Origin of the sequence: Nitratireductor sp. PBL-C9 (genome assembly GCF_050877045.1) — a bacterium.
GTDB lineage: Bacteria > Pseudomonadota > Alphaproteobacteria > Rhizobiales > Rhizobiaceae > Nitratireductor > Nitratireductor aquimarinus.
Map to the genome: position 1 here is coordinate 221,619 of NZ_JBPAXW010000001.1, position 22,585 is coordinate 244,203.

At 63.2% G+C, this 22,585-nt stretch carries 21 protein-coding genes; 7 read left to right on the forward strand and 14 right to left on the reverse strand.

Annotated features, from left to right (window positions below; all coding sequences use genetic code 11):
* The first annotated feature begins 347 nt into the window (after positions 1-347).
* Positions 348-1,688: a sodium-dependent transporter gene (locus ACRTG1_RS01080; RefSeq protein ID WP_432515577.1), complete on the forward strand. Its 1,341-nt coding sequence runs from the start codon at positions 348-350 to the stop codon at positions 1,686-1,688.
* A gap of 67 nt (positions 1,689-1,755) precedes the next feature.
* Here ACRTG1_RS01080 and ACRTG1_RS01085 read toward each other — a convergent pair whose 3' ends face one another.
* The 14 genes from ACRTG1_RS01085 to ACRTG1_RS01150 form a co-directional block, all read right to left on the reverse strand.
* Positions 1,756-2,511 (reverse strand): ATP-binding cassette domain-containing protein, encoded by a 756-nt coding sequence (locus tag ACRTG1_RS01085; RefSeq protein WP_206544875.1) that lies wholly within the window; start codon positions 2,509-2,511, stop codon positions 1,756-1,758.
* Positions 2,512-2,514: 3 nt separating this feature from the next.
* Positions 2,515-3,720: an alanine racemase gene (locus ACRTG1_RS01090; RefSeq protein WP_432515578.1), complete on the reverse strand. Its 1,206-nt coding sequence runs from the start codon at positions 3,718-3,720 to the stop codon at positions 2,515-2,517.
* Positions 3,721-3,742: 22 nt separating this feature from the next.
* On the reverse strand, positions 3,743-4,702 hold the full coding sequence (locus ACRTG1_RS01095; protein WP_113156883.1) for an ABC transporter permease: 960 nt from the start codon (positions 4,700-4,702) through the stop codon (positions 3,743-3,745).
* A 58-nt stretch (positions 4,703-4,760) separates the two neighbouring features.
* A complete protein-coding gene (locus ACRTG1_RS01100) occupies positions 4,761-5,825 on the reverse strand; it encodes a substrate-binding domain-containing protein (protein WP_432515579.1) in 1,065 nt (354 codons plus the stop codon).
* A 164-nt stretch (positions 5,826-5,989) separates the two neighbouring features.
* The gene (locus tag ACRTG1_RS01105; protein WP_206544878.1) at positions 5,990-7,048 is read right to left on the reverse strand and encodes a substrate-binding domain-containing protein; all 1,059 of its coding nucleotides are present in this window, start codon (positions 7,046-7,048) and stop codon (positions 5,990-5,992) included.
* 40 nt (positions 7,049-7,088) lie between these two features.
* On the reverse strand, positions 7,089-8,348 hold the full coding sequence (locus ACRTG1_RS01110) for a M20 family metallopeptidase (RefSeq protein WP_299935943.1): 1,260 nt from the start codon (positions 8,346-8,348) through the stop codon (positions 7,089-7,091).
* Positions 8,345-9,559, reverse strand: coding sequence for an ROK family transcriptional regulator (locus ACRTG1_RS01115; RefSeq protein ID WP_224924848.1), 1,215 nt, complete (start codon positions 9,557-9,559; stop codon positions 8,345-8,347). The genes ACRTG1_RS01110 and ACRTG1_RS01115 overlap by 4 nt, the downstream gene beginning before the upstream one ends.
* 280 nt (positions 9,560-9,839) lie before the next feature.
* Positions 9,840-10,316, reverse strand: coding sequence for a hypothetical protein (locus ACRTG1_RS01120; protein ID WP_113156880.1), 477 nt, complete (start codon positions 10,314-10,316; stop codon positions 9,840-9,842).
* Between the two features lie 2 nt (positions 10,317-10,318).
* Entirely contained in the window at positions 10,319-11,143 is an 825-nt protein-coding gene (locus ACRTG1_RS01125) for a DUF3100 domain-containing protein (RefSeq protein ID WP_113156879.1), read from the reverse strand.
* 86 nt (positions 11,144-11,229) lie between these two features.
* Positions 11,230-12,774, reverse strand: coding sequence for an aldehyde dehydrogenase family protein (locus ACRTG1_RS01130; protein WP_432515580.1), 1,545 nt, complete (start codon positions 12,772-12,774; stop codon positions 11,230-11,232).
* Entirely contained in the window at positions 12,767-13,654 is an 888-nt protein-coding gene (locus tag ACRTG1_RS01135) for an NAD(P)-dependent oxidoreductase (protein ID WP_317561743.1), read from the reverse strand. Before ACRTG1_RS01135 ends, ACRTG1_RS01130 begins: the two co-directional genes overlap by 8 nt.
* Positions 13,655-13,764: 110 nt before the next feature.
* A complete protein-coding gene (locus ACRTG1_RS01140; RefSeq protein ID WP_206548593.1) occupies positions 13,765-14,673 on the reverse strand; it encodes a LysR family transcriptional regulator in 909 nt (302 codons plus the stop codon).
* On the reverse strand, positions 14,673-15,812 hold the full coding sequence (locus ACRTG1_RS01145; protein ID WP_206548592.1) for a M20 aminoacylase family protein: 1,140 nt from the start codon (positions 15,810-15,812) through the stop codon (positions 14,673-14,675). Before ACRTG1_RS01145 ends, ACRTG1_RS01140 begins: the two co-directional genes overlap by 1 nt.
* Before the next feature lie 120 nt (positions 15,813-15,932).
* Positions 15,933-17,132: a cytochrome C gene (locus tag ACRTG1_RS01150; RefSeq protein ID WP_224873602.1), complete on the reverse strand. Its 1,200-nt coding sequence runs from the start codon at positions 17,130-17,132 to the stop codon at positions 15,933-15,935.
* A 119-nt stretch (positions 17,133-17,251) separates the two neighbouring features.
* On the opposite strand from ACRTG1_RS01150, the gene ACRTG1_RS01155 reads away from it, so the two are divergent.
* Genes ACRTG1_RS01155 through nqrF form a run of 6 tightly spaced genes read left to right on the forward strand, consistent with a single transcriptional unit; the run spans position 17,252 to position 22,583 of the window.
* Positions 17,252-18,523 (forward strand): Na(+)-translocating NADH-quinone reductase subunit A, encoded by a 1,272-nt coding sequence (locus ACRTG1_RS01155; protein WP_432515581.1) that lies wholly within the window; start codon positions 17,252-17,254, stop codon positions 18,521-18,523.
* The gene (locus ACRTG1_RS01160) at positions 18,520-19,296 is read left to right on the forward strand and encodes an RnfABCDGE type electron transport complex subunit D (RefSeq protein WP_348645677.1); all 777 of its coding nucleotides are present in this window, start codon (positions 18,520-18,522) and stop codon (positions 19,294-19,296) included. The genes ACRTG1_RS01155 and ACRTG1_RS01160 overlap by 4 nt, the downstream gene beginning before the upstream one ends.
* Positions 19,289-20,089, forward strand: a complete 801-nt coding sequence (gene nqrC / locus ACRTG1_RS01165; RefSeq protein WP_206994543.1) for an NADH:ubiquinone reductase (Na(+)-transporting) subunit C — start codon at positions 19,289-19,291, stop codon at positions 20,087-20,089. The genes ACRTG1_RS01160 and nqrC overlap by 8 nt, the downstream gene beginning before the upstream one ends.
* A 3-nt stretch (positions 20,090-20,092) precedes the next feature.
* Positions 20,093-20,758, forward strand: coding sequence for an NADH:ubiquinone reductase (Na(+)-transporting) subunit D (locus ACRTG1_RS01170; RefSeq protein WP_432515582.1), 666 nt, complete (start codon positions 20,093-20,095; stop codon positions 20,756-20,758).
* On the forward strand, positions 20,755-21,366 hold the full coding sequence (gene nqrE / locus ACRTG1_RS01175; protein WP_113156870.1) for an NADH:ubiquinone reductase (Na(+)-transporting) subunit E: 612 nt from the start codon (positions 20,755-20,757) through the stop codon (positions 21,364-21,366). Before ACRTG1_RS01170 ends, nqrE begins: the two co-directional genes overlap by 4 nt.
* The gene (gene nqrF / locus ACRTG1_RS01180) at positions 21,363-22,583 is read left to right on the forward strand and encodes an NADH:ubiquinone reductase (Na(+)-transporting) subunit F (RefSeq protein ID WP_432515583.1); all 1,221 of its coding nucleotides are present in this window, start codon (positions 21,363-21,365) and stop codon (positions 22,581-22,583) included. The genes nqrE and nqrF overlap by 4 nt, the downstream gene beginning before the upstream one ends.
* Positions 22,584-22,585 lie beyond the last annotated feature (2 nt).

Consider the following 22,585-nt stretch of genomic DNA (forward strand, 5'->3'; position numbering starts at 1 on the left):
AGCAACATAAGCGCCGCAGCTATCGACAACTTTGCGATCAGGCGCGCGAAGCGCCTTCTGAGATCAGCGATTGTTGCCAACTGACGACCAATGTGATTATGCAGCTGCCGGAATTGGGCTGTAAACGCCGTTTTGGCGCTAAACGAAACCTGACGAACGCCCAGCCGTAGTGTGAAATCCCTGCTGCAGGAAGAGCCGGTCGATGACCTTTGGAATGCGCCTTTTATGGTGTTCGCCGCAACCGCACTTCGCATCGGCAGGGAGCGATCTCTCTGGCGACACATGGTTTCAGATGCCGCCCTCTTCGGCAGGACCGTATTCATTTAACTCATTCGTTGAAAAATCAAATGACACATAATCGCGAACACTGGACCTCAAGAATGGGGTTCATCCTGGCAGCGGCCGGCTCGGCTGTCGGCCTCGGCAATATCTGGCGTTTTCCCTATATTACCGGTGAAAACGGGGGCGGAGCGTTCCTTCTCATCTATCTGGCGATGGTGTTTTCCATCGGCCTGTCGCTGCTTGTCGCAGAGCTTATCATCGGGCGCTCGACGCAGTTAGATCCCGCAGGGGCATTCAAGAAACTGGCGGGCGGCGCATGGCCGCTGGTCGGCTATATGGGCATCCTTACCGCTTTCCTGATCCTCTCTTTCTATTGCGTGATTGCCGGCTGGACGCTTGCCTACACCGTCAAGTCGATCACCGGCTCGATCCTCGTATCCGATCTCGATCAGGTCGGAAGCACCTTCAACACCTTCATCACGGATCCGCTGGAACCGGTGTATTATACGGCCGTGTTTATCGCGCTTACCGTATTCGTTGCGCTGGGCGGTGTTGCAAGCGGCATTGAGCGCGCGGCGCGCTTTCTGATGCCGGCTCTCTTCCTCATTCTTCTCGTTCTCGTGTTCCGTTCGCTGACGCTGGAAGGTGCGGGCGAAGGGTTAGCCTTCTTCCTGAAACCCGACTTCTCCAAGGTCACCTGGGACACGCTTCTGGCGGCTCTCGGACAAGCGTTTTTCTCCCTCTCCCTCGGCATGGGCGCGATGATCACCTACGGCTCCTATCTGAACCGGCATGACGACATCGCCACATCCGCAGTGGCGGTAACGCTTCTCGATGCGGCGGTCGCCGTGCTGGCCGGGCTTGTGATCCTGCCGGCGGTCTTCGCCTTCGGCGCAACGCCTTCGGCTGGCCCCGGCCTGACATTCATCACTTTACCCTCGATCTTCGCACAGATGCCTTTCGGCGCTCTGTTCTCCGCGCTGTTCTTCTTTCTCCTCGCCATTGCGGCGCTGACAAGCGCAGTCGCGCTTCTGGAAGTGGTGATCGTGTATTTCGTGGATGAAGGCGAAGCGAACCGCCGCAAGGTGGCGCTGATCATCGGCGTGGTCACCTTCGCGCTGGCCGTACCCGCCTCGCTGAGCCTCGGCATCTGGTCGGGCTACACGATCGGGGGCAAGAGCCTGCTCGATGCGCTCGACTTCTTCACGAACAACATCACCATGCCGCTCGGCGGTCTTCTGGTTGCGATCTTCGTGGGCTGGACGCTCAGGCGCACGGCCGTCGCGGAACTGGTTGATGGCTCGGCAATTGCGCCGGTTCTGGTCAACGCATGGCACTTCATCATCCGCTATGTCGCGCCGCTTGCCATCGTTCTGATCCTGGTGAACGGGCTCGGCCTTATTTAGAGACGCTCCTTAACGGGAAAGGCTGGCGGGGTTGTGCAAGGCATGCTCCCCGCCGGCCAGACGGCCTCTATGCGAGACCGGTAATCATCGAAACGATTTCGTTCTTGTCGGTCTTCGCGGTTTCGCGAATGCCGATCTGAACGCCGCGCCGCAGCACGCAGATCCGGTCCGACAGACGGAACACCTGATCCAGACTGTGGCTGATGATCAGGATCGCGAGATTGCGCTCGCGCAACGACTGCACGATCTGTTCCACCTTGGCGGTTTCGGCAACGCCCAGCGCGGCCGTCGGCTCATCAAGCAGGATGAGCTTGGACGCCCAATGTGTGGCGCGGGCAATGGCAACGCCCTGACGCTGACCGCCAGAAAGATCGCGGATCGTTGCGCTCGCCGAGGGGATGCGCACATCCAGCTCGTCCACCAGCGCCTGCGTCTCCTGCATCATCCCCTGACGGTCCAGAAGGCCGAAGGGCTTGCGGACCTTCTCGCGTCCGAGGAACAGGTTCATGTAGACAGGCTGCTGATCGGCAAGGGCGAGATCCTGATAGACCACCTCGATACCGCTCGAGCGCGCCTGGCTGGCATCGGAAAAGCTGACCGCTTCGCCATCCAGCCGGATCGTACCCGAAGTGGGGGCGTGTACGCCGGAGATGATCTTGATGAGGGTCGACTTGCCTGCACCATTGTCACCCACGAGCGCGACGATCTCGCCGGCTTTCAGGTCCAGCGAGAAGTTTTCGATGGCGACGACGCCACCGAACGCCTTGTGAATGTTCTCAAGCTCCAGAACGGGGCCGGCTTCTTTTTCGGAATGTGCGGTCATGATTTACCTCAGCTCCGGCCAGTCCTGCACGACGCCAAACGGATTTTCGATGGTCTCGACCCTTGGATCGCCCTTTGAAATGCCGGAAACGCCGACCGTGAAGGCACGGGTGACAAAAGCCTGACCGCGGAAGCCAAACACCACGCTGTCGCCCGGCTTGGGTTTCGCCGAACCCGTCGTGTCGATCATGCCGTAATAATCGATTGCCGAGGGCGGCGGGATTTCAACGCTCGCAATGGCGTTCTGCGCGACGGTGGGGGTGTCGGAAACGATTGCCTGAACATCGTAATCCGGGAAGACCGGATCGATGTAGAGACCGCCGCCGAAACAGTAAGCCCGCTGCTGGTGCAGATGCGAAACCTCGGAGAGGTAGAGTACGGCGGGCTGCTCGGGCAGATCCTCGATTGCATGCAGCGGCGTGGTGCCGTGCAGGCCATTGCCCGGCTCACATTGCGTGGCCCCGGCCTCGGCGAGAATGTCCAGAACGATGGACGAGGTGGTGCCCGGCGCATTGACCTCGATGCCGCTGCGTCCGGCCTTTGCCAGAGCTTCAGCCGCACGCGCCAGCGTGGTGAGGTTGTGTGTGGGCAGAACCTTCTTCTTCTCCTGATCGTAAAGGAGTGCGGGAAACGTGGTGAGACCGGCGAATTGCGCACCGTCGAGCGCATCCATCATCGCGGCCACTTCGGCAATTTCCTCTGCCGGGAAACCACCCTCATGTCCGCGATAGAACGTGTCTTTCTGCGTGTGGATGCGCGCAAGGAGCGACTGCGTGCGCCCGGCACGCTTTGCCGCCTGTGCTGCTTCCTGCGCCTTCTCGCGGCTGAAAACCGTCCAGTAATCGGGGGCGAGATGGGAGGCGGCCATGGGAGCCTCGTGACGCGGCACCTGAACGAGGTGGCCCAGATGCCCGGTTTTCAGACCGGCGCGGTTGCAGGCGACGGCGCATGCCATATCGACCGCCACGGCGCGGTCAATGCCGCCGCGCATGACTGCCTTGCAGAAGCCGCTGTTGCGGCCAACCTGCTTGGTCATCGCGAAGACCTTGAGGCTGTGCCTGTCGGCGGCTGCGCGGAAGTGACGGGCGTTCTCCTCGACCGCATCGAGATCGAGAACATAGGCATTGGCAGGAATCCTGCCTTCCTGATGGAGGCGGATGGCCGCTTCGATGAAGGCCGGGTTGCGGCGTCTCAGAACATCGAGAAACATGAGATCTCTCCAGAAATTCGGGTCAGGCGCGGGTCGTGTCCCGCAGGGAAATGGCGACGGCCAGGAGGATGATCAGTCCACGCACGATCATCTGATCGGAAACCGCAAGCCCCATCAGAATGAGCCCATTGTTGAGCATGCCCATCAGAAGCGAGCCGACGAGAGCGCCGATGATCGACCCCTTGCCGCCATTGAGCGCGGTTCCGCCGACGATCACGGCCGCGATCACCGTCATGAGATCGCTTTCTCCAAGCGTGTATTTGGCTGCCTGAAGCCGCCCTGCGTAAAGGAGGCCGGCAAGGCCGGCGCAGCCGCCGCTGATCATCAGAACCGCAAGCCGGATGCGCGGCACCTTGATGCCGGAGACCTGTGCGGCGCGCGGATTGTCGCCGGTCGCGATCACATGCGCGCCGAAACGGCTTTCGCGATAGACCAGATGGCCCACGATCACTGCGCCGAGTGTCCACAGAACAAGCGACGGAATGCCGAAGAGCGTTCCTGAGCCGAAAAAGCCTGCAAACGTGTCGTTGAGCACGGGAATGGAGCGCAGATCCGTCATGGAGCGTGCAACGCCGGCAAACAGGCCCATGGTCGCCAGTGTCACCAGGAAGGATGGCAGGCGCAGATAGGCCACCAGAACTCCGTTGATCCAGCCGATGGCGAGACCGGCTCCCAGCCCGGCAAGAATGCCAAGGAACATGGAGTGCTCCTGCATCACCACGGCGCCGGAAAGTGCGGCAACGGCAACGATGGAGCCGAAGGAAAGATCGATCTCGCCTGCCGACAGCGCGAAGACGAGGCCGATGGCCATGATCGTCGCGGGCGCGGTCTGAAGCACGATGTTCGAGAGGTTCCTGGTTGTCAGGAAGCCGTCATCTGCAAGCGTGACCGCGAAGAAGAGGAAGATCGCAATGAAACCCAGATAGATGACACTGCCTTGCAGATCGAACTTTCTGGCAATCGCGGGAGTGCGCTGGAACATGTGATGTCTCTGAAAACTGTGCTGACTGGCAGGCCGCCGAAACGGCCTGCCGGGACGATTACCGGGCGGCTGCCTTGACCGTTTCCGGGGGCTGCCGGTTCATGGACTGCATCCAGCCATCGACGACATTGTCGGAGCCGACGCTGAGCGCATCCACGACGAGGAACGGCTCTACCGGCTTGTCGAGAAGGCCAGCGGCCGCCGCACGCGCCGCCGTGACGCCGATCTGGTAGGCTTCATCGGCAACAATCGCCGCGATGTTGCCGCCCTTCAGCATGTCGAGCGCAGCCGGTTCGTTCAGGTCGATCGTGACCACTCTCGTGTGGTCATTGGACTGCTGGCGAAGAACGGACAGAACACCAAGAGCGGGCTCGGCCCAGGGCGTGTAGATGCCGTCGAGATCGGGATTGCGGGAGAGCATCGCGCTTGCGATGTTCTCGGCGTTTGCCGGGTCCGTCATGCCGGACTCGATGACGATCTCGATTTCCGGATAATCGTTCTCGATGGTCCATTTGAACGCGCCATCGCGCTGGTTCGTGACCGGGAAATCCGCATCATGGAACATGTAGCCGACCTTGCCCTTGCCACCCATGGCTTCGGCAAGGGCGATTGCGGCCTTGTTGCCGATCTGGAAGAGGTCGGCCGACACCACGGTGGTGTAGTCCTCACCATGGGTGAAGCCCTCAACCGCATTGTCGATGAACACGAGCTGGACACCGGCATCGCGCGCGACACCGTAGACCGATTTCGCCGTCGGTGGATCGATGGGCAGCGACACGATGATCGACGGTTCGCGGGCCATCACCGTCTCGACATCGGCCTTCTGACGGGCCGTGTCGAACCCGGCATCGGTTTCGGCAACGATCTCGATGCCAAGCCGGGCGAACTCATCCTTCGCACCCTGGGCAACGGCGTTGGACCAGTCATAAAGCTCGTGCCAGACGAGCGCCGCCGTGTGGCCACCGGACTTGATGGTCTCGATGTCCGCGTCGCTCAGTGTGAGCGAGGCGGCCGGCGTCGGCGCTTCACCGTTCGGGCCGACAGTCTTTGGCTGTTCGGCAAAGGCCATCGTCGCACTGGTTGCGAGAAGCGGCATCGCGGCAAGCAAAGCCCTGAGTTTCATTTCATTTCCTCCGAGATTTCGGCGAGATTCCGGATCGCTGCGTCCATTGGGACGCACAAAGGCCGATCCGGGCTTTTGAATGGAGCATCGAACCGAAAACGGGGCTCGACTTCTCGGTCCGATGCTCTGTGCGGGCCGGCCCCCCGACCATTGGCCCGCTGATCCTATTTTCCGGCCTGCATCACGCTTTTCGGCGCATCGACGTGCAGCGACTGCTGCCAGGCCTCACCCACATTGTCGGCGGTCGCGGTGACGGCGGGTGCGACGATGAAGGCGGGCGTTTCCTCGCCCAGAATGGCAAGCGCGCCGGTCGCAGCCATGGCGCGGCCAAGCTCATAGGCTTCGTCCGCAACGATGGCCGTGACATTGCCGCCGCGCACCATGTCGAGCGCCACGGGCTCGCTCAGGTCGAGCGTGACAATCTTGGTGGTTTTGTTGCCATTGGCGCGCAACGCCGCGAGAACACCCTCGGCCGGCCCTGCCCAGGTGACGAAAACGCCGCCCAGATCCGGGTTTTTCAGCAGCATCGCGTTGGCGATTTCCTCGGCGCGCGCAGGGTCGCTGATGCCCTGTTCGGCAACGATCTTCATATCCGGATAGTCGTTCTCGATGGTGGTCTTGAATGCGTTGTCGCGCTGGTTGGTCACGTAGTAATCGGCATCATGGTAGATCCAGCCGACCGTGCCCTTGCTGTCCATCGCCTTTGCCAGCGCGTCGGCAGCCTGTTTGCCCATTTGGAACAGATCGTCCGTCACGACCGCCGCATAGTCCGTGCCGTGCACATAGTCCTTCGGCAGGTTCGACAGGAAAACGAGCTTTACGCCCTTTTCCTTCGCTTCTTCGAATGCGGCTGCCGAGGTTACGGGATCGAGCGGCAGGGACAGGATGATGTCGGGCGACTTGACCATGGCGGTCTCGATGTCGCTGCGCTGCTTGGCTGCGTCGAAACCGGCGCTGGTGGTGGCGACGACTTCGATGCCGAGTCGCGCGAACTCATCGCTTGCGCCGGCGGTGACGGCGTTCACGAAATCGGACTGGTCGTGCCAGAGAAGGGCCGCGCGATGCTTGCCGTTCTTGAGTGCATCCACCCTGTCGTCGGGCACGGATATCTCACCGGACGGCGTGGCGGTTTCGCCCTGCGGGCCAACGGTCTGTGCGTGAGCCGCACCGGCAGCGAGTAGCGCAGACAAAGATGCTGCGCGAAGCAGATTGACGATAGACATTGTGTTCTCCTCTTCCCCTTTGCTTTGCCCTTTTGGGCGTTTATGCGTTTTGAGTGCCGCAATAGCCGGCGATGAAACTGGCGAACCCGACGATGCCGGCGAGGTATTCCTCCACGCTCACCCGCTCTTCGAAAGTGTGGCAATTCGTGATGTCGCCCGGCGCGCAATAGACCGTTGGACAGCCGAGCCGCTCGATCAGGAACGGCGCTTCCGACCAGTAAGGCGCGCCCGCAATCGCGCCGCGCCCGGGAAGCGCACCGTTCATCGAAGCGGCAAGCGCCTGTATGTCGGCCCGCTCGGGATCGACCTCGGTGGGCGAGCCGCCATGGGGATGGTCACGCCCGGCGGGATAGTTGATCGCCACGGTGGTGCCGGTGCCGGAAATCGCTTCGTTGATCACGCTTTCGAGTTCACCGACGGCATCGTCCAGCGCCTCGCCGGGCAGAAGCTTGCGGATCAGCGAGAAGCGGCATTCGCCCGGAACCGCGATGTAACCGCCGCCTTCGATGCCCGTTACGAGAGCGAAGGCCCGGCCGACGAGCGGATGGCTGGCGCGCGCGCCAATGGCGTCGGAGTGCCGCCAGATTGCTTCGAGAACCCGATGCGTGGCCTTCAGCGCATCGACGCCTTCTTCGGGCACGCCGAAATAGGCCGATTTGCCGGTGATCGTCACATCCGCGATGAAAAAGCCCATTTGGGCGGGAAAGATGGAAAGCTGTGTCGGCTCGACATAGACAGCGAAATCCGGCTTCTCGATCTCACCGCTTTCAAAACGCTGCGTCAGATCCTTGATGCCGGCGCTCACGCCCGTGTCGGGCTCACCGCTTTCCTCGTCGCCGACAAAGGCGTAGGCGACATCGCCTTTGAGCTTGATGCCGGCGCGGTCGAGAAGTGCGAGGGCCGAAAGCGAAGCGGTGATGCCGGCCTTCAGGTCGCCGGAGCCCCTGCCCCAGATCTCACCATCGATGACGGCGCCCGAAAACGGGTCTTCGCGCTCGGTGCCTTTCCAGTGTTCGGCCCAGCCGCGCACGTGAACCGTGTCCGTGTGCCCGATGAAGAGAAGGCGTGGACCTTCGCCGTGGCCCTTGCGCGCGCCCCATACATTCGGGCGACCGGGAAGAAAGTCGGCAGATTGCGGTGCAAGACCGAGCGTCTGCATCTGCTCCTGAAGGTAGGACACGAAGTTCGCCTCGTTGCCGGTCACGCTCTCGCGTGCGATCGCGCCTTTGAGCAGCGCCACCGCCGCATCGGCGTCCAGAGCGCTCTTCAGCCTCTCCTGAAGCGTGTTGCCGCCTGTCATTGCGCTGCCTCCACCAGTTTCACAACGCGGGCCGGCGGCAGCGTGATTTCCGCGCCGGGGATGCCTCCGGAGAAAAGCGTGGCGTGAAGATGCGTCAGCCCGACGGCTGCGCCGCCAACGATGGCAACGCGCGCGCCCAGCTCGGAAACATCGAGCTCCACCGGAGACGGGAAGCACAGCGGCAGAAGTTCGCGCACACGTTCGACAAGCTCCATGCGGCTGCCAATGGAGCCGCCGAGAACGACCTTGCCCGGATTGGTGATGGCACAGATTGCCGCCACCGCGCGCGCCACATAGCGGGCGGTCTCGTCGAGCACCTGTACGGCGTGCGCGTCACCCGCCTGCAGGGCATCGAAAATGCCGGGAACGTCGAGTTCAGTGCCGGACAATTCCTTGTAGCGCCTGCGAATGCCGACCGTTGCGGTCACACGTTCCAGAGCGCCGACCTGCAGCGATTCCGCCTCGAACGGGTCGGTGCCAAAGGGCAGGAAGCCAAGCTCGCCGGCTGCGTTTCCGAAACCGCGCACCAGTTCGCCACCGACCATGAGGCCTGCGCCAATGCCCGTGCCGATCGCGATATAGGCAAGATCATCGACGCCGGCGACGCTGCCGATCCAGTGCTCGCCAATGGCTGCGAGATTGACGTCGTTCTCCAGAATAACCTCGACGCCGAGTTCGCCTGCAAGCGTCGCTCTGACATCAAGTGTGTCGAAGCCCGTCACATTGGGCGACATCGCGATGCGCCCTTTTTCCTGATCGGGAGCGCCCGGGACGCCGACCACGGCCATGCGCATTTTTTCGTAAGCGATGTTGTTGAGATCGGCGGCCTCGCGGCAGAGACGCGCCATCTGGCGGATCACATGAATGCCGCCGCGTTCATCGGTCGGTTCCGTCACTTCCGCGAGCACCTGGCACGACAGGTCGGCAATGGCCGCACGCACTTTGGTGCCGCCCAGATCGACGGTTGCGATGCAGGCCGCATCCGGAACGATCTCATATGTGACCGCGCTGCGCCCGACATGCCCCGTGGTGCGCCCCGTCTCGCGTATCCAGCCATCTTCCTCGAGCTGACGGGCGATCTCGGAAATCGTCTGTTTGGAGAGACCGGTCTGCTTGGCGATGCTGGCGCGGGAGATCGGACCGCAATGAACGATCGCCTCCATGACCATGCAGAGGGAGAATTGACGGGAGATGCGCGGAGCTTCGTTCACGGCGTCTTCTTTTAGTTCGTTCTGTTACCGAACTTATTAAGTTGTTTTAAAAATGCCGTCAAACGAAATGATCGAAACGCCTCTCCGTGAGACTCGGCGCAAGACTGGAGCGCGCTTTGAGAAGCGCGTCGATCACATTGAAATAAAGGAGGGGTCATCCGCTCATGCCGAGCGGTAAAAAGAAAACGGCTTCCGAGGGCCATTCCGGCGCTCGAAAGCCGCTTTCGAATTTCATCTCTGCGGCCGCTTTTCCCTCAGGGCATCGGCCGCAGGGCGCTGGTCAAAGGAACAGGTCTGCGATGATGGCCGACCCGACATAGGTGCCGGTCATCACGAAGACCGCCACGATGAAGATCTTCCAGCCGGACGACTTGGCGATGCTGATTTCGCGGTTGGTGATGGCGATACCGGCATAGGCCAGGCAGGGCGTGGCCAGCGTGAGGAAGTTCACATGGCTCACCTTGTCGAGCACCCAGGCGCTGCCCGGTGTCCATGGCAGGGTCACCAGAATGCCGACGAGCGAGATCCACGCAACGGATGGCAGCTTGAGCGGCACCACATAGGTCAGGACGAGGCCCACCATCGCAATCACGTAAAGGACGGCCAGTCCGGCCAGCCCCTGCAGGACGGTTGCGTCTGTCGCGACCGTGTTGCCCACCAGCGCAACAAGGGAAACAACGAGCAGCAGAACAGCGTGTTCTGCCAGATCCGGCTTCGCCTCGGCTTCGTAATCAACGGGGAGTTCAGCAGTGCTCATGATCATTCTCCGGCGTTGTTGGTGGCGGGCTCTTTGCGGCCCAGAAGGTCATAAAGCTTCTCGGTCACCGGCAGGGCGACGAAGATGCAGAGGTAAAGACCGGTTGCGTAGGTCAGCACGTTGCTGGCCCCGGCCAGAGCGAGGATCTGCTCCTCCATTGCCGGCACGGCATGGGTCAGCGCGCCGGAACAGGCGGCCATCATGGAGCCGGAGCCGATGCCGCAGGCCATGGCCAGCGCTTCGATGCTGAACCAGCCCGAAGTCGCCAGAAGCGAAGCCAGAATGGCAAAGATGAAGGTGCCGAACAGCGTTCCGATCACATAGACGCCCATGACGCCCGCGCCTTCGGGGGACTTCAGGCCGTATTTGTCGGCGATGATCGCGATGTTCGGCTCACGCGCGACGGAGAAGGTTGCGCCAACCGCTTCGCGCCCCATGCCGAGCAGCAGAACGGCGATCGGGAAGGCGAGCAGAATGGTGCCCAGATTGCCCAGCTCCTGCAGGATCAGCGCCGGACCGGCGGCGATGATCTTCTCCATCGACGGTCCGATGATCGTGCCGAATTTGGCGATGAATGGCATGATCGCGATCACGATCAGCGGTGATGCTGCGCGAACCTCGCGCTGCCCCATCCAGCCCTTCATCTTGCTGATCACATTGGGGTTGAGAATCAGACCCATCACGAAGGCGTAGAGCAGCGGCAGAAGCAGGATCGAGCCGATGCCAATGGGCACTGCGATGACACCGACGGCCTCCGCAATGACGGTGATGACCAGCACGCTCAAATGAAGGCGCCAGTCGAAAAGAATATCTTTCGTCTTCTCCATAGAGATCCCCTCTCATGATCCGGGGGCCGTTCTTTCTGCGGCCCCGGATGGAACAAAAGGCGGCCCGAGGGGGCCGCCCATACGATTCAGCCCGGCGCGTAACCGAAGCCGATGGTCGGGTCGGCTGCGGTTTCGACCCAGACAGATTTCGTTGTCGTGTAAGCGGCGAGCGCTTCCCGACCGGAAGAGCGCCCGTAGCCCGACTGGCCAAAGCCGCCGAAGGGCGACATGACGTTGATGGTCTTGTAGCTGTTGATCCAGAATGTACCAGCGCGAACTTTCGCCGCAACCCGGTGCGCACGCCCCACATCGCGCGTCCAGACTGCGCCTGCGAGCCCGTATGGCGTGTCGTTGGCGAGCGCCACAGCCTCTTCTTCGTCGTCGAAGGAGAGAACGGAGAGGACGGGTCCGAACACCTCTTCACGCGCGATTTCCATGTCGCGGGACACGCCGTCCAGGATCGTCGGAGCGTAGAAGAAGCCGCCGCTCTCTCCGAGGGCTTCCGGCCTGCCGCCACCGGTGGCCAGCTGCGCGCCTTCGGAAACGGCATTGCGCACCATGCTATCGACCTTGTCCCACTGGCGGGCATTGTTGACCGGGCCGATCTGCGTTGCCATGTCGAGCGGCATGCCGACCGGGATGCGCGCGCTCGCTTCCGCCAGCTTGCCGACGAGCTCGGCATGGACGCTGCGATGCACCAGAAGGCGCGAGCCGGCCACGCAGCTCTGGCCGCACGCAGCGAAGATTGCCGCCTGCGCGCCGACCACGGCACGGTCGATATCCGCATCGCCGAAGACGATGTTGGCGGACTTGCCGCCCAGTTCCAGGATGGACGGTATGAGACGGCGCGCGGCAGCGGACGCAATGGCTGCGCCGCCCGTGGCCGAGCCGACAAAGACCACCAGACCCGTTGCCGGATGCTCGATCATCTTCTGGCCTGCGGTCGGCCCCTGCCCCGCAATCACGTTGACAAGCCCCTTCGGCGCGCCGGCCTTCACGCACAGCGCGGCGATGACGAGCGAGCTGAGCGGCGTCAGCTCGGAAGGTTTCAGCATGACCGCATTGCCGGCGCAGATCGCCGGTGCAACCTGCCAGCAGCAGGTGAAGAGCGGAGCATTCCAGGGGGTGATCTGCGTCACGACGCCGATGGGTTCGTGACGGGTGTAATTCAGATGGCTCGAAGGCACGGGGATTACATCGCCGGTGATCTTGTCGCACCAGCCCGCGTAATATTCGAACATCTCGGCCATGCGGGCTGGCTCACCGGCTGCATCGCGGATCGGTCGCCCGGCGGAAATCGCTTCAAGGCGTGAAAGCGGCTCGGCATGCGCACGAATCTGGCGCGCAATCTCGAACATGATGCGCCCGCGCTCGGAGGCCGTCTTGCCCCACCATTCGCGCTGCGCCGCGATGGCCGCCTCGGCGGCGGCATCGACAACCGCCGCACCGGCATCCGGGAACTCGGCGAAAATCCGGCCGGTCGCGGGGTCGGTGAGCGCCAGCGTTTCGCCGTCGCCCGGCATCAGCTGCCCGCCCACGTGGTTTTGCACGTCGGCGCTGCCCAGAAGCCCGGTCAGCAAGTGTGCGACTTCGGCGCGCGTATCGGTTGCGGGGATCATGTCGTCAGCCATTCGTCTTCTCTTTCGTCCCGGCCTCAACGCGGCCAAGCAGCATGAAATCCTGATTGTCGGAAACGCCCGAATTCTCCTCGGACCAGAGGCTGGCGACCAGTTCCGACACGGGCATGGCACAACCGCTTTCCTGCGCCAGTTCGAGCGCCAGCCGCACATCCTTGCGCATCAGCCCGGCGGAGAAACCGCTGTCGAAGCTGCCGCTCAGAACCCAGTTGGGGAAATGGATCTCGCTCAGCGCGCTGCGGCCCGTGGCGCTGTTGATGACGCGCATCGCGTCTTCCGCCGGCAGGCCGGAAGCTTCGGCAAGGCGCAGGCCTTCAGCCGTGGTCAGCATGTGACAGGCGACCAGCATGTTGTTCACGAGCTTGGCGATGTTGCCGGCGCCGCTCGGCCCGACATGGATCACCTTGGCGGCAATCGCATCCAGAACCGGCTGCGCCCTGGCGACCCATTGTTCATCGCCCCCGAGCATCACGGACAATGCGCCGCTTGCTGCTCCCTGGGGACCACCGCTCACCGGTGCATCGAGAAAGCCATGGCCGAGGTCTGCAAGCCTTGTGGCAAGCCGGCGGCTCACCGCCGCCTCGGAGGTGGACGTATCGATGATGATTTTCGGCTCGCTGAATGCGCCTGCCGCCAGCCCCGCCTCGACGGTCGCCTCGACATGGCTCGCCAGAGGCAGCGAAAGCACGATGGCGTCGCTTGCCGCGATCACCGCTGCGGGCGTCTCATGGGTGACGATGCCGGTTTCGGCAGCGCGGGCCATGGCTTCTGCGGAAAGATCATAGGCTGCAACTGAAAAGCCTGCGGCGGACAGGGACCGGGCCATGCCCATTCCCATTGCTCCAAGACCGATCACACCGACCGACTGCGTCATGATACCTCCCGTTTCACTTGGCTTTCATGACATTGCGGTGACAGCGTGTTGTTGAGTAGCCCCGTAAACAGGCACGTTGTGTTGCGATTATCGCAACACTGAACGGCGATCTAATCGCGAAAGGCGACCATGTGCGCAGCCAGATAATCGACGGTCACAGCTGCCGATTGCGGCAGTCGCCGGCGGGCGCGCACCATCAGATGCGCGCTGACATGCTGAAGGCTCTCTTCATCAAGATCGACAATGGCGACCTCGCCGCGCTCGGCCTGAATGGAGGCGGAAAAGCGGGGCAGAAATGTGCCGCCCATGCCTGCGCCCACATAGCGAATCAGCGCCGCGATGGAGGAGGTTTCCACCTGCGGACGCAGCGCCAGCCCCAGATCGCTTGCCGCGCGCGCGACCAGCGTGCGGATGCCGTGACGCGCATCGAGCATGGCCAGAGGCTCGGCAAGCATCTCGGCCAGCGGGATGTGTTCGCGCGCCGCCAGCGGCGAGCCGACGGGCACGACAGCGCAGAGTGGTTGACGCGCAAAGGCGACGGAGCGCGTGGCCTCGGTCGGCACGGGATTGTAGGCAATGCCCAGATCAACCTCGCCCTCGACCACGCGGCGCTGGATCTCTTCGGTTCCGGCAAGGTCGATGCGGAAACGCAGATGCGGGTGACGTGCGCCAAGCGGGGCCAGGCCGTTCTGCATGAGATCGGCGGCGAAGCCTTCGCCAACCGCGATCCGCACCACCTGACCGCCGGCCTCGCGAAACTTGCCAATCTGATCGAGCAGAAAGGTCTGTTCATCCTGCTGCACCAGCGCATGTTCGCGCACCAGACGCCCGGCATCCGTGAGCGTGATGCCCTGTGCGCTGCGCGCCACCAGCGCCACGCCCAGCCGCGCCTCCACCTCGGCCAGCTTGCGGCTGATCGCCGAGGGCGCGATGTTCAGCCGTTCGGCTGCGCGACGGATCGAACCCTCACGGGCGACGACCAGAAATTCGCGCAGGAAACGGCTGTCCAGCGCGTCCATCAGGCGGCCAGCGCCTGCCGCACGAGCCGCACCCAGAATTCCGAGCCGGTCGGCAGCACGTCATCATTGAAGTTGAAATGGGGCGAGTGCAGGCCGGGATTGTCGCCCTCGCGCGCAGCGCCCAGCCAGATATAGGCACCCGGCTTCTCGTTGAGCATGAAAGCGAAATCCTCGGACGCCATGCTCGGCCCGGTCTCGCCCGTATCGAGCCCCATCGTGTCCCCGACGCGGCGCACGAGAGCCGCCTCGGCGGCGCTGTTGATCGTCGCGGGATAACGCCGCTGGTAATCGACGCGGGCGCGGCAGCCATGGGCGGCGGCAACGCCCTGCACCACTTCGCCCAGCCGCTTTTCGATCTCGTCACCGGCCTCCGGCTGGAACCAGCGGGCCGTGCCGCTGACAATCGCACGGTCCGGGCAGACATTGAAGGCGGAACCGGTGTGGATCTGCGTTACCGACACAACGCCCGGCACCAGCGGCGACAGGCGGCGTGCAGGCAATTCCTGAAGAGCCGCCGCCATCCGCGCTGCCGCAGCCACCACACCGTCGCTCTGCTCTGGCATGGCGGCGTGACCACCGCGCCCCTCGATCACGATTTCGAAGATGGCGAATGCGGCCATCATCTCGCTGTCGCGGGCGACCAGCCGACCGGGCGCAAGACCCGGCCAGTTGTGTATGCCGAACACCGTGTCGCAGGGGAATTTGCCAAAAAGCCCCTCCTCGATCATCACCCGCGCACCGCCGTCATTTTCCTCCGCCGGCTGGAAAATCAGCGTGACGTTTCCGTCCTTCACGCCCTCGGCTGCGATCTGGCGTGCAGCCAGAAGCAGCATGGCGGTGTGGCCGTCATGCCCGCAGGCATGCATTTTTCCCGGATGGGTCGAAGCGTATTCGAGGCCCGTGGCTTCCTCAATTGGCAGGGCGTCGATATCGGCGCGCAGGCCGATCGAAGGCCCGCCTTCGCCGAGCCGCGCAACCACGCCGGTCTCAGCCAGACCGGTGTGCACCTGCCAGCCCCAGCCCTGCAACAACCCGGCAATCAGTTTCGACGTGCGCTCTTCCTGAAACCCCAATTCCGGGTGACGATGCAGGTCGTGACGCCAGGCAACGGCCTCGGCGATGTGAGCGCTGTCGAACATGTTCCTACCCTTTCCGAACTCTTTGCCGGCCACCACGAAGGGTGGCGTATCGGAAAGCTCGTGAAAGAGGAACGGTCGCTTGTCAAGAACGCGGCGGGTCCTCAGACCCGCCTTGTTAGGTTACCGCTGAAGGTTCCAGGCCGTCATGTCCTGCCCCAGCGCGCCGGCCAGATCCTCAATGGAATCATAGAGAAGCTCGAGCGCATAATGCGGGTTGTGCGCAAATGCGCCGGGGTCGGCGGTGACGAATTTCCAGTTATAGGTGGCCTTCAAAAGACGCGGGGTCCAGGCGTTATAGCCAACCGCCCTTCCATCGGCCTCGTCGATCCGCCCGTCTCCGTTCATGTCTGCAAAGAAATAGGGATAGCGATGGCCATCATAGATCATCGGCGCGCCGGCGACTTCGGCTGCGTAGGCGGTCATCAGGCCCTTCAGCCGGTCGGCATTGGCTGCGATGTCGGCGCGGATGCCTTTTTTAACATCGCCGCTGCCATCGAAACTCGCGCGCGACAGGCGAATATCGTCCAGAGCCGCGTTTTCATGGCAGGTCATGCAGGTCTGTTCCGACACTTCCAGCGTGTGCGGCTCATGGCAGGAGACGCAGGTGGAAACCGGACGTGCATGGAAGAAGCGGCCGGAATATTCCTTCCCCGGATAGTGATAGCCCGATGCGGCGTAGCCGCCGAGCCACATGGACGCAGCCACTGCGTAATGCGGGTTGATGAAACGCAGTTCCTTGTCCGGCGTGTCCTCATCCTTTTCGCCCACCGCAGTGGCAACGGTGACGCCAGCCGCGCGGCCCTGATGGCAGGTGATGCAGGAGGCTTCGCCCGGCGCGACTGGATGCGACAGACCGCTTGGAAGCTTGACTTCCTTGATCGCGGAAAGACCCGGATTGTGGCAGGTTTCGCAGTCCACAACGCCGCCCGTGGGGATGGGGTTTTCCGGCAGGCCGGGTGCGCTTCCATCAAGACCGTGAAAGGCGCGGAACCCTTCGCCCGAATGGCAGGTCGCGCAATTTGGCGGGATGGCCCCGTCTTCGTTCCAGTGCGAGAAAGACTCTGAACGCGCATCCGCATGAGCCGAGCGCGCCCAGGCGGCTATCGCGGCCTTGTTGGCGATCTCGATCTGATCGGGGCGGAACGGTCCGGACTCGGGCATCACATAGGGCGCAAGCGCCTTTTCGATTTCCTCGATCTCGGATGATTCGGAATTTGCGGGAGCCGCCTGTTCCTGCGACACGGCAGCGAACGAAAGAACAGAAACAAATGCGCCAAGAGCGATAGTTGTCGTGACTAAGTTCTTCGTTTTGAAAAACATGGCTTTCCACCCCGCCGGTATGTTCCTAAACTGTCGCCGTAAAGAATGGTAATCAGTTCGACGCATTCCGGCAAACCTCAAACGCCGGTCAAACGTCGAAAATCCATCGGAGACGGAGCATGTTCGGCCCGGCCTTCTCCGCAGGCCTCGTTTTCCCGCATGACCGGGTGCCCCTGCAATCGGAAAACCCTGTTGAGGTGTTGACCGAAGAGGCGGCGCTGACGCCATCTCCCGGTGAAGAACTGCGCGTTGAAGCGCTGGTGGGCGAGGATGAACTCGTCGCGCAGGGGCAACCGCTTCTGCGCCTGAGAAACGCGCCGCAGATCGCGCTTGTCGCGCCGATGGCCGGGCGAATCGCCTCGCTTGATCTGAAGTCCGGGCGGCGGCTTTCGCAGCTTCTTCTCTTTCATGAACCCGATGGCGGACGTCATCTGTTCGAGACCGGAAACGCGGAAGTCGATGGCAATGTGCTGCGAGCGCTTCTCCAGTCTTCCGGCCTGTGGCGGATGTTCCGCAGCCGTCCGTTCGGACGCATGCCGCACGCTGACGAGGCCCCTGCCGCGATCTTCGTCATGGCGGTGGACAGCCGACCCGGCGCGCCTGCGCCATCGCTGGCCCTTAAGGGGCGCGAGGAAGATTTTTCGCGCGGGCTGGCAGCCCTTTCGCAACTGACGAAAGACCGGCTGTTTCTTTGCGAACCAGCGGGCAAGCACTTTGGCGGTGCAGTGCCTGCCGGCCTCTCGCGCATTTCCTGCGGGCGCAACCATCCGCAGGGCCTTGCCGGCATCCAGATCCACCGTCATCGACCGGCCGCGCCGGAGATTCGCGTCTGGGATATCGAGGCTGAGGATGTAGCCGATCTCGGGGCGCTGCTTGCAACCGGACTTCTGCCCGGCACGCGGCTTGTTTCGGTGACCGGTTCGGCGCTGCGCGAAAGGCGACTTGTGCGCTGTCAGCATGGCGCGGATCTGCGCGGCCTCAGCCAGCCTGTCGTGCGGCCCGGTGCGCACGAAATTCTGAGCGGTTCTGCGCTGGACGGACGCCCCGCACACTGGCTCGGCGCGCGGGACCGGCAGGTCATGGTTTCACCACGCGAGACCGGTGCGGTGAAGCACCACTGGTTCGGAACCGCGCTCAGAAAAGCGGCGCGGCATTTGCCCGTCATTCCCACCGCCGCGCTCGATCAGGCCATGGGCGGCGACATGCCAGCCGCCGCTCTTTTGCGGGCCATCGCGTCTGGCGATGAAGAAACGGCCGTCCGGCTGGGAGCGCTTTCGCTGGTCGAAGAGGATCTGGCCCTTGCAGATTATGCAACGGGCGCCCGGCCCCGGCTGTCAAAGCAGCTGCGCATCATCCTGAACCGCATCGAAGCCGAGGAGGCGCCGGCGTGACGAGGGGGCTCTGGGACCGCGAGATGGTGGCAATGCTGCTCTTGCTCGCACTGATGCCGATGGCGCTGACCTGGCTGTGGTTCGGCGGTGCGGAAGCGGTCGGAAGGCTGTTGTTCGTGCTGCTGATCTCGGGTCTCTGGCATGTGATCTTCATGCTGGCGCGCGCACAGCCCCCGTCTTTTGCCGGTGCGCTGACGGGGCTGGCCGTGGCCATGCTCGCGCCGCAGGAGCTCAGCCTTTTGCAGCTCGTTCTGGGCATCAGTTTTGGCTCGGTGATGGCGGAACTCATTTTCGGCGGCTGGGGGCGGAATGTTCTGAACCCGGCGACCGTCACCATCGCGTTTCTGGGCTTTGGCTTTCCCGCCGCGCCATGGCCGGACTTTGCCCTGCCGGTTGCATGGGCGGCCATACCGGCGCTTGCGCTGGGTATGCTGCTTGGCGTGATGTCGGCCCGGCTGATCGCCGGCGCACTGGCGGTCATCCTGATCGCATGGCTTGCAGACCTGCCCATCGCGCCGGTTCTGCCCGCATTCGGCATTGTGCTGGCGCTTCTGGTCACGGACCCGGTGACAAGCGCCTCCACCCGCACCGGTGGCTGGCTGAACGGCGCGCTCTATGGCGCGCTGGTGACACTCTTTGCGTTTGGCTGGGGCCATGGAGCGCCGGTGCAGGTGGCCGTTTCGGCAGCGCTGCTCGCCTCGCTGGCAGCACCCCTTCTGGATGAGATTGCGATTGCGCTCTGGACGGCGCGCAGGAGAAGACGTCATGGCTGAGTTGAACCCGATCGCCCTGTGGCGTCGCTTTCTGGCGCTGCCCAATGAAAGCCGCGCCAAGACGCTGATCGTCGCCTTTCTCGTGTCGGCCATATGCGCGCTGATGGTGAGCGGGGCAACGGTCGTGCTGCGCCCCATTCAGGCGGCAAACCGCGCCGCGGAACAGCAGGCGCGGCTGGAAAACCTCATCGCGGGCATTCCCGGCATGTCTGACCTTCTGTCCGCCGAAGGTGGCGCACTGTCGACGGTGGTGATCGATCTGGAACGCGGTGCGGCGGCAAAAGAGGTGACGCCGGAAACGCTGCCTGCGGCGCTCGAAGACAGCGCCAACTGGACGACGCTCACTGCCGGCGAGGATCTTGCCGGGCTCGGTCAGCGCCCGGACTACGCCCAGATCTATCTCCTGCGCGATGCCAATGGGGCAATTTCGCTCGCCCTCCTGCCCATCAGCGGTGCGGGTTATAACGGCCCGATTGACGCGATCATCGCGCTCAAGGGCGACATGAACACCGTGGCGGGCATGGCGATTACCGGCCAGTCCGAAACGCCGGGCCTCGGCGCACGCATCGAGGAGCCCTCCTGGCTGGCGCAATTCAGCGGCAGGCAGATCAGCGATGCGCGCGGCGACATTCGCTTCGCCGTGGCGCGCGGCAGCGCCGGCAATGAATATGAGGTCGACGGGATCACCGGCGCGACGCGAACCTCCAACGCCATCACGCGGATGGTCCGGTTCTGGCTTGGCCCCGATGGCTATGGGCCGTTGTTGACGGCAATCCGGCGCGGAGAATTCTGAGCCATGTCGAGCCAGCCGCGCCTCTGGACCACATTCACCGAACCGCTGATCCGGCAGAACCCGGTAACCCTGCAGATTCTTGGCATCTGCTCGGCGCTCGCGGTCACGACTTCGGTGGCGACGGCGCTTACCATGTCGGCCTCGCTGACGGCGGTTCTGGTCATGTCCGCCGGCATTATCAGCGTGATCCGGAACCACATTCCGTCCTCTATCCGGCTCATCGTCCAGATCGTGATTGTCGCCTCGCTGGTCATCGTCATCGACCAGTTGCTGCAGGCCTATCTGTTCGAGATCAGCCAGCGGCTGTCCGTTTTCGTCAGCCTCATCACCACCAACTGTCTTGTGCTCGGCCGCACCGAATCCTTTGCCCGGCACAATCCGCCGGGGCGCGCGATGATCGACGCGCTGGGCAACGGGCTTGGCTATTCGCTCGTGCTGGTGCTGATCGGCAGCCTGCGCGAACTGTTCGGCGCGGGAACGCTGCTTGACTGGCAGCTTCTGCCGACGGTCGATCAGGGTGGCTGGTTCACGCCGCTCAACCTGATGCTGCTTGCGCCCTCCGGCTTTTTCCTCTTGGGCGGCCTTGTCTGGGCGATCCGCAGCTTTCTTCCCGAACAGGTGGAGGCCGGTGAGTTCACGCCGCCGGAAACCGGGGAGGATGGCGCATGAACGAGCTTGCCGCTCTCTTCCTGCGCGCGGCCTTTGTCGACAACATGCCGCTGACGCTGTTTCTCGGCCTGTGCACCTTCATCGCGCTTTCTCGGCGCACGGGCTCGGCCGTCGGGCTCGGCATTGCCATGATCGCCGTTCTGGGCGTCACGGTGCCGCTGAACAACCTGATCTATCACGCATTGCTCGCTCCGGGCGCATGGGCCTGGGCGGGTTCGCCGGGCATCGACCTTTCCTATCTCGCGCTGATCGCCTTCATCGGCGTGATCGCCGCGACCGTGCAGCTTCTAGAAATGGTGCTCGACCGCTTTTTCCCGGCGGTTTACGCCTCTTTCGGCGTGTTTCTGCCGCTGCTCACCGTGCAGTGCGCGATCTTGGCCGGAAGCCTGTTCATGGTCGAGCGTGACTTCGACTTCGTGGAATCCACCGTCTTCGGGCTTGGCGCGGGTACGGGCTTTGCCGTGGCCGTGATCATGCTCGGCGCGATCCGCACACGGCTCTCCTATGCGAACCTGCCGGAGGGGCTGCGGGGGCTTGGCATCACCTTCATCATCGCCGGCATGATGTCGCTCGGCTTTTCCGCCTTTGCGCAGATGGTGGCGTCATGACCGAGATCCTTCTGGGCGCCGTCATCATTGTCGCACTGATCGTGGCGCTGACGCTTGCGCTTCTGGCCACACGCCGCAAACTGGTTCCGGCGGAAGCGCTGACGGTCACCGTGAACGAGACCATGCCCATCGAGGCCGCACGCGGCGACCGGCTGCTTGGTGTGCTGCATGGCGCAGGCATCGGCATTCCCGCTGCCTGCGGCGGCTCGGGCACATGCGGGCTGTGCCGCGTCACCGTGGAGGGCGAAGGCGCGGGCGAACCGCAGGCGACCGAAAAAGGCATTCTTTCAGCGGCGGAGCGCAAGGCGCATGTGCGCCTTGCCTGCCAGACCGCCCTGCGCGGCTCCTGCACCGTTACCGTGCCGCAGGCCTTCCTGGGGGCGTCAGGCTTCACCTGCCGTGTTGTCTCCAATCGCCAGCTGGCCCCGCTCATCCGGGAACTCGTTCTGGAACTGCCGGAAGGCCAGCCATTCGACTTTCAGGCCGGTGGTTTCATGCAGCTCACCGCGCCGCCCTATGAACTCGACTTTCGGGACATGGCGGTGGACGAGGCGTTCCGTGAAACATGGCGGCTTGCGGACTGGCCTGACATGCGCTCGGTTTCCGACACGTCTGTTACCCGCGCCTACTCCATCGCCAATCGGCCAGAGGATGCAGGCCGCGCGGTGTTCAACATCCGTCTGGCCGTGCCGCCGGCCGGCTGCGAGACGGATATTCCGCCGGGCATCGTTTCTTCCTGGCTTTTCTCGCTGAAACCCGGCGACCGGGTGGAAGCATCCGGCCCGTTCGGCGATTTTCAGGTTCAGCCGACGCAGCGCGAGATGGTCTTCATCGGTGGCGGCGTGGGCATGGCCCCGTTGCGCGCGATGATCCACGAGCAGATCGGCCTCGGCACTGAGCGCAAGATGCATTACTTCTATGGTGCGCGCTCGGCAGCGGACCTCTTCTATGTCGAGGAATTCGACGCCATCGCAAAAGCGCATCCAAACTTCCGCTGGACGCCCGCCCTTTCCGATCCCGCCCCGGGCGATCGCTGGACCGGCGCCACCGGCTTCATTCACGACACGGTGCGTTCCACGCTGGCCGGGCATCCCGCGCCAGAGGAATGCGAATACTATCTGTGCGGCCCGCCGGTGATGATCTCGGCAGTGCTCAACACGCTCGCAAAACTGGGTGTGGAGCCGCACATGATATACAATGATGACTTCGGAGGCTGAAC

Coding starts and splice junctions, on each gene's coding strand:
- ACRTG1_RS01105 (WP_206544878.1), bottom strand. CDS start 7,048: ATGTCTATCGTCAATCTGCTTCGCGCAGCATCTTTGTCTGCGCTACTC.
- ACRTG1_RS01140 (WP_206548593.1), bottom strand. CDS start 14,673: ATGGACGCGCTGGACAGCCGTTTCCTGCGCGAATTTCTGGTCGTCGCC.
- ACRTG1_RS01080 (WP_432515577.1), top strand. CDS start 348: ATGACACATAATCGCGAACACTGGACCTCAAGAATGGGGTTCATCCTG.
- ACRTG1_RS01100 (WP_432515579.1), bottom strand. CDS start 5,825: ATGAAACTCAGGGCTTTGCTTGCCGCGATGCCGCTTCTCGCAACCAGT.
- ACRTG1_RS01125 (WP_113156879.1), bottom strand. CDS start 11,143: ATGGAGAAGACGAAAGATATTCTTTTCGACTGGCGCCTTCATTTGAGC.
- ACRTG1_RS01130 (WP_432515580.1), bottom strand. CDS start 12,774: ATGGCTGACGACATGATCCCCGCAACCGATACGCGCGCCGAAGTCGCA.
- nqrE (WP_113156870.1), top strand. CDS start 20,755: ATGAACGAGCTTGCCGCTCTCTTCCTGCGCGCGGCCTTTGTCGACAAC.
- ACRTG1_RS01155 (WP_432515581.1), top strand. CDS start 17,252: ATGTTCGGCCCGGCCTTCTCCGCAGGCCTCGTTTTCCCGCATGACCGG.
- ACRTG1_RS01110 (WP_299935943.1), bottom strand. CDS start 8,348: ATGACAGGCGGCAACACGCTTCAGGAGAGGCTGAAGAGCGCTCTGGAC.
- ACRTG1_RS01170 (WP_432515582.1), top strand. CDS start 20,093: ATGTCGAGCCAGCCGCGCCTCTGGACCACATTCACCGAACCGCTGATC.
- ACRTG1_RS01150 (WP_224873602.1), bottom strand. CDS start 17,132: ATGTTTTTCAAAACGAAGAACTTAGTCACGACAACTATCGCTCTTGGC.
- ACRTG1_RS01090 (WP_432515578.1), bottom strand. CDS start 3,720: ATGTTTCTCGATGTTCTGAGACGCCGCAACCCGGCCTTCATCGAAGCG.
- nqrF (WP_432515583.1), top strand. CDS start 21,363: ATGACCGAGATCCTTCTGGGCGCCGTCATCATTGTCGCACTGATCGTG.
- nqrC (WP_206994543.1), top strand. CDS start 19,289: ATGGCTGAGTTGAACCCGATCGCCCTGTGGCGTCGCTTTCTGGCGCTG.
- ACRTG1_RS01085 (WP_206544875.1), bottom strand. CDS start 2,511: ATGACCGCACATTCCGAAAAAGAAGCCGGCCCCGTTCTGGAGCTTGAG.
- ACRTG1_RS01120 (WP_113156880.1), bottom strand. CDS start 10,316: ATGAGCACTGCTGAACTCCCCGTTGATTACGAAGCCGAGGCGAAGCCG.
- ACRTG1_RS01135 (WP_317561743.1), bottom strand. CDS start 13,654: ATGACGCAGTCGGTCGGTGTGATCGGTCTTGGAGCAATGGGAATGGGC.
- ACRTG1_RS01095 (WP_113156883.1), bottom strand. CDS start 4,702: ATGTTCCAGCGCACTCCCGCGATTGCCAGAAAGTTCGATCTGCAAGGC.
- ACRTG1_RS01145 (WP_206548592.1), bottom strand. CDS start 15,812: ATGTTCGACAGCGCTCACATCGCCGAGGCCGTTGCCTGGCGTCACGAC.